This is a genomic window from Paraburkholderia diazotrophica, from assembly GCF_900108945.1.
Lineage (GTDB): Bacteria > Pseudomonadota > Gammaproteobacteria > Burkholderiales > Burkholderiaceae > Paraburkholderia > Paraburkholderia diazotrophica.
Genome location: NZ_FNYE01000016.1, coordinates 88,960 through 101,729, shown reverse-complemented (window position 1 = coordinate 101,729; position 12,770 = coordinate 88,960). Strand labels below are relative to the sequence as shown.

Annotated in this window: 12 protein-coding genes; 7 read left to right on the top strand and 5 right to left on the bottom strand. The window is 63.1% G+C overall.

Annotated elements, in window-relative coordinates:
• Positions 1 to 119 precede the first annotated feature (119 nt).
• Positions 120 to 812 carry a FadR/GntR family transcriptional regulator gene (locus BMW76_RS20925; protein WP_090868608.1) on the top strand — a complete coding sequence of 231 codons (693 nt, stop codon included), beginning with the start codon at positions 120 to 122 and terminating at the stop codon, positions 810 to 812.
• A gap of 108 nt (positions 813 to 920) precedes the next feature.
• On the opposite strand, the gene gap is transcribed toward BMW76_RS20925, so the two are convergent.
• Positions 921 to 1,931 (bottom strand): type I glyceraldehyde-3-phosphate dehydrogenase, encoded by a 1,011-nt coding sequence (gene gap / locus BMW76_RS20920; RefSeq protein WP_090868510.1) that lies wholly within the window; start codon positions 1,929 to 1,931, stop codon positions 921 to 923.
• Between the two features lie 105 nt (positions 1,932 to 2,036).
• Entirely contained in the window at positions 2,037 to 4,055 is a 2,019-nt protein-coding gene (tkt, locus tag BMW76_RS20915) for a transketolase (protein ID WP_090868508.1), read from the bottom strand.
• A gap of 671 nt (positions 4,056 to 4,726) precedes the next feature.
• Between tkt and BMW76_RS20910 the strand changes: the two genes are divergently transcribed.
• Positions 4,727 to 5,140: a VOC family protein gene (locus tag BMW76_RS20910; RefSeq protein WP_090868506.1), complete on the top strand. Its 414-nt coding sequence runs from the start codon at positions 4,727 to 4,729 to the stop codon at positions 5,138 to 5,140.
• A gap of 19 nt (positions 5,141 to 5,159) precedes the next feature.
• Positions 5,160 to 5,900, top strand: coding sequence for a 16S rRNA (uracil(1498)-N(3))-methyltransferase (locus BMW76_RS20905; RefSeq protein WP_090868504.1), 741 nt, complete (start codon positions 5,160 to 5,162; stop codon positions 5,898 to 5,900).
• A gap of 161 nt (positions 5,901 to 6,061) precedes the next feature.
• Here the strand turns inward: BMW76_RS20905 and BMW76_RS20900 are convergent, their stop codons facing one another.
• The 3 genes from BMW76_RS20900 to BMW76_RS20890 all read right to left on the bottom strand — a co-directional run bounded on the left by BMW76_RS20900 (position 6,062) and on the right by BMW76_RS20890 (position 9,719).
• Positions 6,062 to 6,622, bottom strand: a complete 561-nt coding sequence (locus tag BMW76_RS20900) for a barstar family protein (RefSeq protein ID WP_090868502.1) — start codon at positions 6,620 to 6,622, stop codon at positions 6,062 to 6,064.
• 16 nt (positions 6,623 to 6,638) lie between these two features.
• Complete coding sequence (locus tag BMW76_RS20895; RefSeq protein ID WP_090868500.1) at positions 6,639 to 7,043, bottom strand: ribonuclease; 405 nt, start codon at positions 7,041 to 7,043, stop codon at positions 6,639 to 6,641.
• Positions 7,044 to 7,424: 381 nt separating this feature from the next.
• The gene (locus BMW76_RS20890; RefSeq protein ID WP_090868497.1) at positions 7,425 to 9,719 is read right to left on the bottom strand and encodes an NADP-dependent malic enzyme; all 2,295 of its coding nucleotides are present in this window, start codon (positions 9,717 to 9,719) and stop codon (positions 7,425 to 7,427) included.
• A 263-nt stretch (positions 9,720 to 9,982) separates the two neighbouring features.
• Between BMW76_RS20890 and thiL the strand changes: the two genes are divergently transcribed.
• From thiL to BMW76_RS20870, 4 genes are all read left to right on the top strand, one after another.
• Positions 9,983 to 10,978, top strand: coding sequence for a thiamine-phosphate kinase (thiL, locus tag BMW76_RS20885; protein ID WP_090868495.1), 996 nt, complete (start codon positions 9,983 to 9,985; stop codon positions 10,976 to 10,978).
• Entirely contained in the window at positions 10,968 to 11,564 is a 597-nt protein-coding gene (locus BMW76_RS20880; RefSeq protein ID WP_177200436.1) for a phosphatidylglycerophosphatase A family protein, read from the top strand. The genes thiL and BMW76_RS20880 overlap by 11 nt, the downstream gene beginning before the upstream one ends.
• 54 nt (positions 11,565 to 11,618) lie before the next feature.
• Positions 11,619 to 12,119 (top strand): CinA family protein, encoded by a 501-nt coding sequence (locus BMW76_RS20875; protein ID WP_090868493.1) that lies wholly within the window; start codon positions 11,619 to 11,621, stop codon positions 12,117 to 12,119.
• Between the two features lie 126 nt (positions 12,120 to 12,245).
• On the top strand, positions 12,246 to 12,761 hold the full coding sequence (locus tag BMW76_RS20870) for a cupin domain-containing protein (RefSeq protein WP_090868491.1): 516 nt from the start codon (positions 12,246 to 12,248) through the stop codon (positions 12,759 to 12,761).
• Positions 12,762 to 12,770 lie beyond the last annotated feature (9 nt).

Sequence of the window (12,770 nt, the reverse complement as noted above, 5' to 3'; positions counted from 1 at the left end):
ACCCGGTCTGGTCTGACCGGCCTTCTCGCCCGGAACTTGCGGCGGTGCTATGGGTTGCAACGATTTCTCGTAGCCGTTCTACAATGCTGGTCAGACCGCATCGAACCGCCGAAGCCATCATGAAGAACGTCCCGCACACCGTCACCGACGCCGCCATCGCGACGATCCGCGAGAGGATCGAAGGCGGCGCTTATCCCGTTGGGAGCCTGTTGCCGGCGCAGCGGCAATTGTCGGAGGAACTGGACATCAGCCGGGCTTCGCTGCGCGAGGCGCTGTCGACGCTCGAAGCGCTCGGCATGCTGACGATCCGTCCGGGAAAAGGGGTGTATGTGCAGTCGACGAAGGCATCGTCCGCGCATCCGTGGCGTTTCGCGGATCAGTCGTCGCTGCCGGACACGTACCAGATGCGTTTCGCGCTGGAAGGCTTTGTCGCGCGCATGGCGGCGCTTGCGATCGGCGACGACGACGTCGAATGGTTCGAGGACAACATCGCCGCGCTACACACTGCGCTCACCAACGGCGAACTGGACGAGGCCGCGCAGCTCGACTTCGACTTTCACATGCGCATCGTGAATATCGCGGGCAATGCGGCGATCGAATCGATTCTGCGCAGCAGCGCCGACATCATGAAGGAGAGCCAGCGCATGCCGTTCTATCGGCGCGAGCTGGTGCTGTCGACGTATCACGAGCATCGCGCGATTCTCGATGCGCTGAAGGGTCGCGATGCGCACGCGGCCGGCAAGGCCATCGAGAAGCACATCGCGAACGCGGCGCAACGCGCGGGCGTGTATTTTCCGACGCCGCATGCGTGAACCCGGGAGCGCGCCTGAGCGGCCTCGCTCGCGAAAGCCGCGAGCATGAAATGAAAAAAGCCGCTCCAAAGAGCGGCTTTTTCGCGTCATGAACGCCGAGAGGAGCGCTTACTTCGCGTTCGCGAGAGCAACCGCCGTGTCCAGCATGCGGTTCGAGAAGCCCCACTCGTTGTCGTACCAGCTCGACACCTTCACCAGGCGGCCCGACACCTTGGTCAGCGTCGCGTCGAACGTCGACGAAGCCGGGTTGTGGTTGAAGTCGATCGAGACCAGCGGCGCCGAGTTGTAGCCCAGGATGCCCTTCAGCGCGCCTTCCGACGCTTCCTTCATGATCGCGTTAACTTCATCGACGGTCGTGTCGCGCTTCGCGATGAACGACAGGTCGACGATCGACACGTTGATGGTCGGGACGCGGATCGCGTAGCCGTCCAGCTTGCCGTTCAGTTCCGGCAGCACGAGGCCGACAGCCGATGCAGCACCCGTCTTCGTCGGGATCTGGCTGTGCGTGGCCGAGCGCGCGCGGCGCAGGTCTTCGTGGTACACGTCGGTCAGAACCTGGTCGTTCGTATATGCGTGGATCGTGGTCATCAGACCCGTTTCCAGACCGATCTTGTCATTCAGCGGTTTCACCAGCGGCGCGAGGCAGTTCGTCGTGCACGATGCGTTCGAGATGACCGTGTGCTCGGCCTTCAGCGTGTTGTGGTTCACGCCGTAGACGATCGTCGCGTCGACATCCTTGCCGCCCGGCGCCGAGATGATCACCTTCTTCGCGCCGCCCTTGATGTGCGCGCTCGCCTTTTCCTTCGTCGTGAAGAAGCCCGTGCATTCCATCACGACATCGACGCCCAGCTCGCCCCACGGCAGTTCAGCCGGGTTGCGGTTGGCCAGCACGCGGATCTTGTCGCCGTTGACGATGAGGTTCTCGCCGTCTACGGTCACTTCGCCCGGGAACTTGCCGTGCGCCGTGTCGTACTGCGTCAGATGCGCGTTGGTCTTGGCATCGCCAAGGTCGTTGATCGCGACGATCTCGAGGTCATGCTTCTTGCCGTTCTCATAAAAGGCGCGCAGCGTATTGCGGCCGATCCGGCCATAGCCGTTGATTGCGACACGAATCGTCATGTTCTATCTCCTGATGGCTGAAAAAATTCTTCCCTGATGCCACGGCTGCGACGCGAAGCCCGCTGCACGCACTTGATGGCGGCAGCGTGCGGCGGGCAATTCACGTCAGCCGAGCGCCGCCTTGGCCGTCGCGACCACATGCTCGACGGTAAAGCCGAAATGCTTGAACAGCACGCCTGCCGGGGCCGACTCGCCGAACACGTCGATACCGACGACGCCGCCTTCCAGACCCACGTACTTGCGCCAGAAATCCGTCACGCCCGCTTCGATCGCGACGCGGCGCACGCCGTGCGGCAGCACGCGCTCGCGGTATTCGGCGTCCTGCTTGTCGAAGGTCGTGGTGGACGGCATCGACACGACGCGTGCCGCGATGCCTTCACGCGCAAGCATCTCGACCGACTTCATCGCCAGTTCGACTTCGGAGCCGGTCGCGATCAGGATGATCTTGCGCGCGACGATCTCGTCGTTCCAGTCTTGCAGCACGTAGCCGCCCTTCGCGATGTTGGCGATCTGCGCATCGGTGCGCGGATTGAACGCGAGGTTCTGGCGGCTGAAGATCAGGCACGACGGGCCCTGGTGCTCGACCGCTTGCGTCCACGCGACGGCCGTCTCGACGGTATCCGCCGGACGCCACACCTGCATGTGCGGAATCAGACGCAGGCTCGCGACATGTTCGATCGACTGGTGCGTCGGGCCGTCTTCGCCGAGCCCGATCGAGTCGTGCGTGAACACGAAGATGGACGGCGACTTCATCAGCGCGGCGACGCGCAGCGCGTTGCGGCTGTAGTCGGAGAACGTCAGGAACGTGCCGCCGAACGCCTTGTGGCCGCCATGCAGCGCGAGGCCGTTGATGATCGCGCTCATGCCGAATTCGCGCACGCCGTAGTTCACGTAGCTGCCCGCCGCGCCCGTTTCGCCGACGCGCACGTACTTCGCCGCCTTCCAGTTCGTGAGGTTCGAGCCCGTCAGGTCGGCGGAGCCGCCGCACAGTTCGGGCAGCACGGCCGCGAGGCCTTCGATGGCCTGCTGCGACGCCTTGCGGGTCGCGACCGTTTCAGCGCGCTCGTTCGCGCCGGCGATGATCGCCTGCGCCTTTTCCGCCCAGTCGGCGGGGAGCTTGTTCGCCATGCGGCGCTCGAATTCGGCGGCCTCCTGCGGATACTTCGCTCGATAAGCGGCAAACGCGTTGTTCCAGTCGCCTTCGATCTTCGCGCCCTGCTCCTTTGCGTCCCACGCTGCGTAGACTTCCTGCGGAATCACGAACGGCGGGTAGTTCCAGCCGAGCTTCTCGCGCGTGGCCGCGACTTCCTTGTCGCCAAGAGCCGCGCCGTGCACGTCGTGCGTGCCCGCCTTGTTCGGCGAGCCTTCGCCGATCACGGTCTTGCAGCAGATCAGCGTCGGCTTGTCGGACTGCTTGGCCTTCGTGATGGCCGCATCGACAGCTTCGACGTCGTGGCCGATCACGCCCGGAATCACGTTCCAGCCGTACGCTTCGAAGCGCTTCGGCGTGTCATCGTGGAACCAGTGAACGACCTCGCCGTCGATCGAGATGCCGTTGTCGTCGTAGAACGCGATCAGCTTGTTCAGCTTGAGCACACCGGCGAGCGAGCAGGCTTCGTGCGAAATGCCTTCCATCAGGCAGCCGTCGCCGAGGAACACGTACGTGTGGTGATCGACGATCTTCGCGTCAGACTTGTTGAATTCGTTCGCGAGCAGCGATTCGGCGAGCGCCATGCCGACTGCGTTCGCGAGGCCTTGCCCCAGCGGACCCGTCGTCGTCTCAACGCCCGGCGTAATGCCGTATTCCGGGTGGCCCGGCGTCTTCGAGTGCAGTTGACGGAAGTTCTTCAGCTCTTCCATCGGCAAATCGTAGCCCGTCAGATGCAGCAGCGAATACAGCAGCATCGAGCCGTGGCCGTTCGACAGCACGAAGCGGTCGCGATCCGCCCAATGCGGGTTCTTCGGGTTGTGGCGCAGGTGGCGCGACCACAGTGCAACGCCGATTTCCGCCATGCCCATCGGCATGCCGGGGTGTCCGGAATTCGCTTGTTGAACGGCATCCATGGCAAGCGCGCGAATCGCGTTGGCCATCAGTGAAGTGGGGGCGGGAGACGAGGTCGTCATGTCGGGTCCGGGGATTGGTCCAAAAAGCGGGGGCGCCGTTGGTGGTCCGGAAGCGCGGCGGCCGGTCTGCTTTGGCGCACGGTGCGGCGCCGGAAAACACAAGGCGGGCTGAGCGAACGGACAGGGCTGCAAAGCGAGATATTCTAACAGATAGCCGGGCGCGACTTCCGCCATCGGCGGGCGTTTCGGGGCCATCCGGCGCGCATATTCGCGTCATTTGCCGTGGTTTTCGCGCCGTCCGTTGCCAGTCAGGCGGGTCGTCTGCAAGGCCGGCAGTTTCCACTGATCCCACGTTGCCGCGTTTGATGACGCGCAAAACACCAAGAACTTTTGGGACGTCGCCTGAATCGTTCTGTGCAGATGCCGCGTGCAATTAACCAAATTCGCGCGCGATCATTGATGAAGCCGCAAATTGAACGCGAACGGTCGGAGTTCGCCTCATCGTGCCGCGCCAGTCCGTCGGCAAGCGACGCTCGGAAATATCGCCGTGTGATCCATTGTTCGCCGTTCATCGCGCATCAGGCAGTAAACTAAGCCGATTCTTAAAGCGTTCGCTTTGAGACTGCTGCAAAATGCATCGCCTCTTTGGCGCCGGCCGCCCTGCCGCAAGGCAGGCAACGGCTGGTCGCGGCGGCGATGGCGTAAGCGACCCATTGGTTCAGGAGAGTTCGATGACTGCCCCACGCCCAGCCGGAGTGCCGTGGCTGACACCGTATCTGACGGTCCGCGATGCGCGCACCGCGATCACGTTCTTCGAGGCGGCGTTTGGTTTCCGCGTCCGCGACAGCGTGCACGACGAGGGCGTCGTGATGCATGTCGAAATGACGTATCAGGAACAGTTGATTGTCATGTTCGCGCCGGAAGGCGCATTCGGCTCGACGGCCAAGACGCCGAAAAGCTCGGGCGCGATGGCGCCCCAATCGTTTTATCTCTATGTCGACGACGTCGACGCGGTTTATGCGCGGGCCATCGCGGCCGGCGCCAGGTCGCTGAGCGAACCGCAAGATCAGTTCTGGGGCGATCGTTTTGCCCAGATCGAAGATCTCGACGGCTACCGCTGGGCGTTGGCCTGCCATCTGTCTTGAGTGAATGAGAACTTTCCTTATGCCTCGCTTTTTCGTCGGCACCCCGTTCAAGACCGACGACATCGTTTCCCTGCCGGATGAAGTCAACCGGCACGTCCGCGTCCTGCGTTTGCAGCCGGGCGACACCGTCAGCCTGTTCAACGGGAATGGCGGCGAGTACAGCGCCGAAATCGTCGAGATGGATCGACACGGGACCATCGCCCGGATCGGCGCACATCGCGACATCGAGGCAGAGCCGCCTTATCAGCTCACCCTTGCGCAAGGCATCGCCGGCAGCGACAAGATGGACTGGCTGATCGAAAAGGCAACGGAACTGGGTGCCTCCGAATTCGTGCCGCTCACGACGACGCGCAGCGTCGTCCGTCTTGCCGGCGAGCGCGCGCAACGCCGCCAGATTCACTGGCAGCGGATCGTCCAGGCGTCATGCGAGCAGTGCGGACGCAACCGCCTGCCAGAAGTGATGCCGACGCGCGAACTCGCGACGTGGCTCGGCTCGATGCCGAAGGAGCCCGTAGAAGGCGAATTGCGGCTCTTGCTGTCGCCACGAGCGAGCGTGCCGTTCTCCGCGCTGCCGACCGAGCCGCCGAAAGTGCGCGCGCTGGTGCTGGTCGGCCCTGAGGGCGGCTTCTCGGCCGCCGAAGAGGCCGCCGCCGCAAGCCACGGATTTATGGCCGTCGGCCTCGGGCCGCGCGTGCTGCGCACCGAAACAGCCGGGATCGCGGTGCTGTCAGCGCTCGCGGCGCGTTGGGGTGGCTGGTAGGCGCTTTCGGCGAATGGCGTTTCAGGCAAGAGGAAGTCTGAAAAGCCCGGTGAAAATTAAAAGGCCCGCCGGACGGCGGGCCTTTTTGTTGGTTCTAGCTTGAGAACCGATCGAATCGGCGTCGAACGATCCCTAGAGACGCGTTCCTGACCTCCGACATTTCAAGCAAACGAGTAGAACACGCGGAACGCGACCTTGCGCTCGGCCCAGAACTCTGCTGCTTCGCGGAACACATCGAGCAGCGTCTCACGCGCTTCCTTGTCGAATTTGGTCGCAATCGGCAGCGCTTCGAGCACGATGACGAAGCCCGGCTGGGTGCCTGCCTTATGGACGAGGTCAGTCAGCGAGTCGTACAGCGCGTCGTAGTTCTTGCCGAAGTGCTTCGGAAACAGGAACGACGTGGCAATCGTCTCCATCACTTCCTGCTTGGACTGCGCATTGCCGACAAAAGCATACAGAAAATGCTGACCGAGCCGATTCGCTTCGTCGGCGAGATCCTGCACGCGGAATGCGCGGATCGACTGTACGATGTTCGGTCGTACGGTCTGGAAAAGACTCATGCGTCCCTCTTCCGATGAAGGTCCCGTGCTCGCTTCGTTCTGGACGTCACGGGCCTGGCCGGCATCGCGCATCTGCATGACGCGCTGGAACATATTGCCGTCGCCGGCCGCGAAAAAATCCGTCGCGACTTTCGAGTCGTGCGCGTAGACGTTGTCGCTCATGCCGATTATCCCGATGTCAATCAATAATGCGATTAAAACTGGCGTAGTGGTCGTCTGAGTAATAACAATTGTCGGTCCGCCTGAGCGGTCCTCCACAGACAATGCGGCGTGCGCCGCGATCGCGGGCGTGTGGCGTGGGGACGGTGTATTCGTGGTAATACCCGCGACGGTGCGACGGCAGCAACCGTTCACGATTGCCGAATACGACGCCGTCCTTTTCATACGGGTAAGGCCCGCCAGCGGCAATCGAGTTCAATGTCCTGACAGCTTCCGGCGGCAATTGCGCCAACGCGATGGTGCCGCCTGCCTGTGCCTGTTGCGCTTCACGGGCGAAGGCGCCCGTCTGGTAGCTGCTGCCGACAAGACCGCCGACCGTCAAGGCGGCGATCAGCACGCCGTCGCCGAGCCACTTGCGTGCCATGAATCACGATTCCCGCTGTTGAATAACGAGTTTGACGACCATGAAAGTCGTAAGGGTATCGCTAATGTCTTTTGGAATCAATGCTCATTGGTCAGACGAAACGTCGTCCGGGCGGATCGCACCCACCGCCGGCGCCAGATTTGACAAATCTTGACGCACACTTTATCTCGATCGAGATAAGCTTATCTTTGAGGTTCGATGTTGGACGACTCTCATGCCTCGTCGTCCTGACAGTCTGCACAACGGATTCATGTCATGCGTCGACCTTTTGCGGGATGGCTAATCCCCAGCCACTGCTCGAAGGCGTGCCCATTGCGGGCACGCCTCTTTTTTGCCTGCGCAGGCTAACAAACGCTAGTCCGCGCGAGGCAAACGACAGGTTTAACGCGACGCGTTCACGTCGGCGACCAGCAGCGCCGTCATGTTGACGATCCGGCGCACCGTCGCCGAAGGCGTCAGCACGTGCACCGGCTGCGCCGCGCCCAGCAGCATCGGACCGATTGCGATGTTGTTGCCGGCCGCCGTCTTCAGCAGGTTGTACGAGATGTTCGCGGCGTCGATGTTGGGCATCACGAGCAGATTCGCGTCGCCTTCCAGCGTCGAATCCGCCAGCACCTCGCGGCGCAGGTTCGCGTCGAGCGCGAGGTCGCCGTGCATTTCGCCGTCCACCTGCAGATCCGGCGCGCGCTCCTGCAAGATTGCCAGCACATCGCGCATTTTCTGCGCAGAAGGCGCATTGCTCGACCCGAAATTGGAATGCGAGACGAGCGCGATCTTCGGCTCGATGCCGAAGCGGCGCACTTCTTCCGCCGCCATGATCGTGATTTCGGCCAGCTCTTGCGCCGTCGGATCGACGTTCACGTGCGTATCGACGAGGAAAATCTGCCGGCCCGGCAGCACCAGCGCGTTCATCGCCGCGTAGACCTTCGCGCCGTCCTTCTTGCCGATCACCTGGTCGATGAAGTGCAGATGGCGGTGCGTCGTGCTGACCGTGCCGCAGATCATGCCGTCCGCGTGGCCCTTCTTCACCAGCATCGAGCCGATCAGTGTCGTGCGGCGGCGCATTTCGAGCTTCGCCATCTGCTCGGTGAAGCCCTTGCGGCACATCATCTTGTGATACGTCTGCCAGAAGTCGCGATAACGCTCGTCGTGATCGGTATTGACCACCATGTAGTCCTGGCCGTTGACGAGGCGCAGGCCGTATTTCGCAATGCGCTGCTCGATGACGGCGGGACGGCCGATCAGGATCGGCTTCGCGAGCTTCTCGTCGACGACGATCTGCACCGCGCGCAACACGCGCTCTTCTTCGCCCTCCGCGAACACGATGCGCTTCTTCTCCGGCTCGACGCCGCGCGCCAGCTGGAAGATCGGCTTCATCGTCGTGCCGCTGTGGTAGACGAATTGCTGCAGATGCTGCGTGTATGCGTCCATGTCCTCGATCGGACGCGTGGCGACGCCCGAATCCATCGCGGCCTGCGCGACGGCGGGCGCGATCTTGACGATCAGGCGCGGATCGAACGGCTTCGGAATCAGATATTCCGGACCGAACGACAGGTCCTGAATGCCGTACGCCGTCGCGACGATGTCAGACTGCTCCTGGCGCGCCAGTTCCGCGATCGCGTTGACCGCGGCAATTTCCATTTCCTTCGTAATGACCGTCGCGCCGACGTCGAGCGCGCCGCGGAAAATGAACGGGAAGCACAGGACGTTGTTGACCTGATTCGGATAGTCGGTGCGGCCCGTCGCGATCACGGCATCGGGGCGCACTTCCAGCGCGAGTTCCGGCAGGATTTCCGGGGTCGGATTGGCGAGCGCGAGAATGAGCGGCTTGTCCGCCATCTGCTTGACCATTTCCTGCTTCAGCACGCCGCCCGCCGACAGGCCGAGGAACACGTCCGCGCCGGCAATCACGTCGGACAGCGTGCGCGCGTCGGTTTCACGCGCGAAACGCTCCTTGTCCGGGTCCATCAGTTCCTTGCGGCCCTTGTAGACGACGCCGGCCAGGTCGGTCACGAAGACGTTTTCGAGCGGCAGGCCGAGATCGACGAGCAGGTTCAGACACGCGAGTGCCGCCGCGCCCGCGCCCGACGCGACCAGCTTCACTTCGCGGATATCCTTGCCGATCACCTTCAGCCCATTCGTGAACGCCGCCGCGACGACGATCGCCGTGCCGTGCTGGTCGTCGTGGAAGACGGGAATCTTCATGCGCTTGCGGCACTCGCGCTCGACGATGAAGCAGTCGGGCGCCTTGATGTCTTCCAGGTTGATGCCGCCGAAAGTCGGCTCCAGCGCGGCGATCACCTCGACCAGCTTGTGCGGGTCCGTCTCGTTCAATTCGATGTCGAACACATCGATCCCAGCGAACTTCTTGAAGAGGACCGCCTTGCCTTCCATCACGGGCTTCGACGCGAGCGGCCCGATGTTGCCCAGGCCGAGCACCGCGGTGCCGTTCGACACGACGCCGACCAGATTGCTGCGCGCCGTGAAGCGCGCGGCGTTGAGCGGATTCTCGACGATCGCTTCGCACGCGAACGCGACGCCCGGCGAGTACGCCAGCGCGAGATCGCGCTGGTTGATCATCTGCTTCGTCGGGGCGATCGCGATTTTCCCGGGGGTCGGGAACTCGTGATAATCGAGGGCGGCTTCACGGAGTTTGGTATTGACGGGAGTCGACATAAGCGGACGTGAAAGTGCGGATTAGAATAGATGTTCGACGGCATTGTAGCGCCAATCCCACAAATCGAAGTCTGCAATCCGGGTGCAAGTGCCGCGACTGAAACAGCGTGAAAGGAAAGCGCGCGGTTTCGTCCCGGCTCGTGCGGCGACTACAATGCGCGCGTTTAGCGTCGTGTTCGCTTCCTGATCGCGTTTCTTGAGCCCGTCGATTCACTCGCTTCGGCTGCCGCTTCGGCTGCCCTTACGCACTGCCACGTCCATTTATGCTTTCAGAGTTTTCGCTCATCGACCGCTTCTTTGCGCGCCGTGCGTCAGATTCGACTTACCCACAGCGCGCCGCGCTTGGAATCGGTGACGATTGCGCGCTGCTCGCCCCGCCCGCCGGCGAGATGCTCGCCATTTCGACGGACATGCTGGTCGAAGGCCGCCATTTTTTTTCCGACGTCGATCCGGGAGCGCTCGGTCACAAGGCGCTCGCGGTGAATCTGTCCGACCTTGCCGCGATGGGCGCAAAACCTCTGGCGTTCACGCTGGCGTTCTCGCTGCCGAAAGCCGACGCCGACTGGCTGTCCGCGTTCAGCGACGGGCTCTTCGATCTGGCCGAGCGTTACGGTTGCGAACTGATCGGCGGCGATACGACGGGCGGGCCGCTTAACCTGTGCATCACGGTATTCGGCTCGGTGCCGCCGCAGAGCGCGTTGCGTCGCGATTCCGCGCAGCCCGGCGACGACATCTGGGTGTCGGGCACATTGGGCGACGCACGCGCGAATCTCGGCGTGCAGCGCGGCGAGTGGTCCGCCGATGCGAGCGACGCGGCAATTTTCCGCCGCGCGATGGAACTGCCCGAGCCACGCATCGCGCTCGGCCTCGCGCTGCGCGGCGTGGCGCGCGCGGCGCTCGACATCTCGGATGGTCTCGCCGGCGATCTGATGCACATCCTGGAGCGCTCTCATCTGAACGCAACCGTCGACGCCGACGCGCTGCCGCGCTCGGATGCGCTGCGCCGTCTTCCCGCCGACATCCAGCGCCGCTGCACGATCGCGGGCGGCGACGACTACGAGCTGTGCTTCACCGCGCCGGCGTCCGCGCGTGCCGCAGTCGTTGCTGCGGGTCAACAGGCGGGTGTGGCGGTGACGCGCGTCGGTACAATAACTCCACTCGATTCAGCCGGCGCCGCGCCCGCGATCTCCTGGCACGACGCGTCGGGCGCCCCCCTCACTTTGACGTTGCAAGGCTTCGACCATTTCCATGCAGAATGAAACCTCGCTTGGCTCCGCCGGCCATTTGTCCGACGCGCCAACGAACGGACGGCCCGGCGGATCGCCGAATGGCTCTGACCAGGGCGAGCCCCGCGCGCCCAGGCCGCGACGCGCGAATGCGCGCTTCATGCTGTCACATCCGCTGCATATCCTGTCACTCGGTTTCGGCAGCGGCCTGTCGCCGATCGCGCCGGGCACTTTCGGGACGCTGTTCGCGTGGGCGTCGTTCGCGGCGTTCAGCGCGCAGTTGACGGTCATCGAATGGGCCGTTCTGATCGTTGGCGGCTTCGTCGCCGGCATCGGGATCTGCGGCTTTACGGCCAACAAGCTCGGCATCGACGATCCGTCGTCGATCGTGTGGGATGAGATCGTCGCGTTCTGGCTCGTGCTGCTGATGGTCACGCCCGCCACGTTCACCGGCCAGCTGTGGGCGTTCATCATCTTCCGTTTCTTCGACATGGTGAAGCCGCCGCCTATCCGCTATTTCGACCGCAGACTGAAAGGCGGCTTTGGCATCATGTTCGACGATCTCGTCGCGGCGTTTTTCACGTTGCTGGTGATTGCGCTCTGGCGGATGTCGGTCTGATTTTCTCCTCGTGCTCCTGACGCCCCTGGCGTCCCTCTTTACCCGGAGTCCAGCATGGCTACCGATTCCGTCGTTCATCAACTCGCGATTCGCGTCGGCAATCGTCTGCGGGACGAGCGGCTGATGCTGGCCACGGCCGAATCCTGCACGGGCGGAATGGTCGCGACGGCCATCACCGACATTTCGGGCAGCAGCGGATGGTTCGAGCGCGGCTTCGTGACGTACTCCAACCAGGCGAAGATCGAGATGATCGGCGTGCCGTCCGATCTGATCGACAAGCACGGCGCGGTATCCGAGCCTGTTGCGCGCGCGATGGTCGAAGGCGCATTGAGGAATTCCCGCGCCCAGGTCGCGCTGTCGATTACAGGCGTGGCGGGACCCGGCGGCGGAACCGAGTCCAAGCCTGTCGGGATGGTGTGCTTCGGCTGGAGCAACCGGCTGCATACCGTCGTCGAGACGCTCGTTTTCAAAGGCGATCGGGAGCGGGTCAGAGTGCAGGCCGCGACGCATGCGCTGCGCGGGCTTTTGATTCTGCTCGACGAGCGGGAGCGGTGAAGTTTGTTCCTTGGTTCTTGCGAGGAAAGCGGGCTGAATCGCTAGCTTCTTTTTAGTTCTCGCGCCGTTTCCCCGTCACATCATTCACACGCAGCCCACACCGCCTATGCACTCATCGGAAGAATCATGGCCTCGAATATTGACCGCGATGAACTGATCCGCCGCTTCGAACTCCAGCCGCATCCCGAAGGCGGCTTCTTCCGCGAGACCTATCGCGCCGGCGATTGCGTTCGTCGCGAGAATTCGACGGAGCGACGCTCGGCATCTACCGCGATCTACTACCTTCTCTGCGATGGTGCGCACTCGGCGTGGCACCGGATCAAGTCCGACGAAGTCTGGCACTTCTACGCCGGCGATCCGCTCAATGTGTATGTGCTCGAAGACGACGGCGCGCTCACCGTTCATCGACTCGGCAATGCGCTCGCCAACGCCGATTGCGTGTTTCAGGCCGTCGTTCGATCCGGCCGCTGGTTCGCCGCCCAGTGCGACGACGCGACGAGCGTTGCGCTCGTCGGCTGTACGGTCGCGCCGGGATTCGAGTTCAGCGAATTCGAAATCGCCAGCGTCGATGCGTTGCTATGCGAGTTTCCACAGCATCGCGATCTGATCGTGAAGCTGGGTCCGACGACCGGCCAAGGCTGACCAGCCGCC

What these genes read in the sequence shown, in the direction of transcription:
- BMW76_RS20925 (WP_090868608.1), top strand. Translation starts at nt 120, where the DNA reads ATGAAGAACGTCCCGCACACCGTCACCGACGCCGCCATCGCGACGATC.
- gap (WP_090868510.1), bottom strand. Translation starts at nt 1,931, where the DNA reads ATGACGATTCGTGTCGCAATCAACGGCTATGGCCGGATCGGCCGCAAT.
- tkt (WP_090868508.1), bottom strand. Translation starts at nt 4,055, where the DNA reads ATGACGACCTCGTCTCCCGCCCCCACTTCACTGATGGCCAACGCGATT.
- BMW76_RS20910 (WP_090868506.1), top strand. Translation starts at nt 4,727, where the DNA reads ATGACTGCCCCACGCCCAGCCGGAGTGCCGTGGCTGACACCGTATCTG.
- BMW76_RS20905 (WP_090868504.1), top strand. Translation starts at nt 5,160, where the DNA reads ATGCCTCGCTTTTTCGTCGGCACCCCGTTCAAGACCGACGACATCGTT.
- BMW76_RS20900 (WP_090868502.1), bottom strand. Translation starts at nt 6,622, where the DNA reads ATGAGCGACAACGTCTACGCGCACGACTCGAAAGTCGCGACGGATTTT.
- BMW76_RS20895 (WP_090868500.1), bottom strand. Translation starts at nt 7,043, where the DNA reads ATGGCACGCAAGTGGCTCGGCGACGGCGTGCTGATCGCCGCCTTGACG.
- BMW76_RS20890 (WP_090868497.1), bottom strand. Translation starts at nt 9,719, where the DNA reads ATGTCGACTCCCGTCAATACCAAACTCCGTGAAGCCGCCCTCGATTAT.
- thiL (WP_090868495.1), top strand. Translation starts at nt 9,983, where the DNA reads ATGCTTTCAGAGTTTTCGCTCATCGACCGCTTCTTTGCGCGCCGTGCG.
- BMW76_RS20880 (WP_177200436.1), top strand. Translation starts at nt 10,968, where the DNA reads ATGCAGAATGAAACCTCGCTTGGCTCCGCCGGCCATTTGTCCGACGCG.
- BMW76_RS20875 (WP_090868493.1), top strand. Translation starts at nt 11,619, where the DNA reads ATGGCTACCGATTCCGTCGTTCATCAACTCGCGATTCGCGTCGGCAAT.
- BMW76_RS20870 (WP_090868491.1), top strand. Translation starts at nt 12,246, where the DNA reads ATGGCCTCGAATATTGACCGCGATGAACTGATCCGCCGCTTCGAACTC.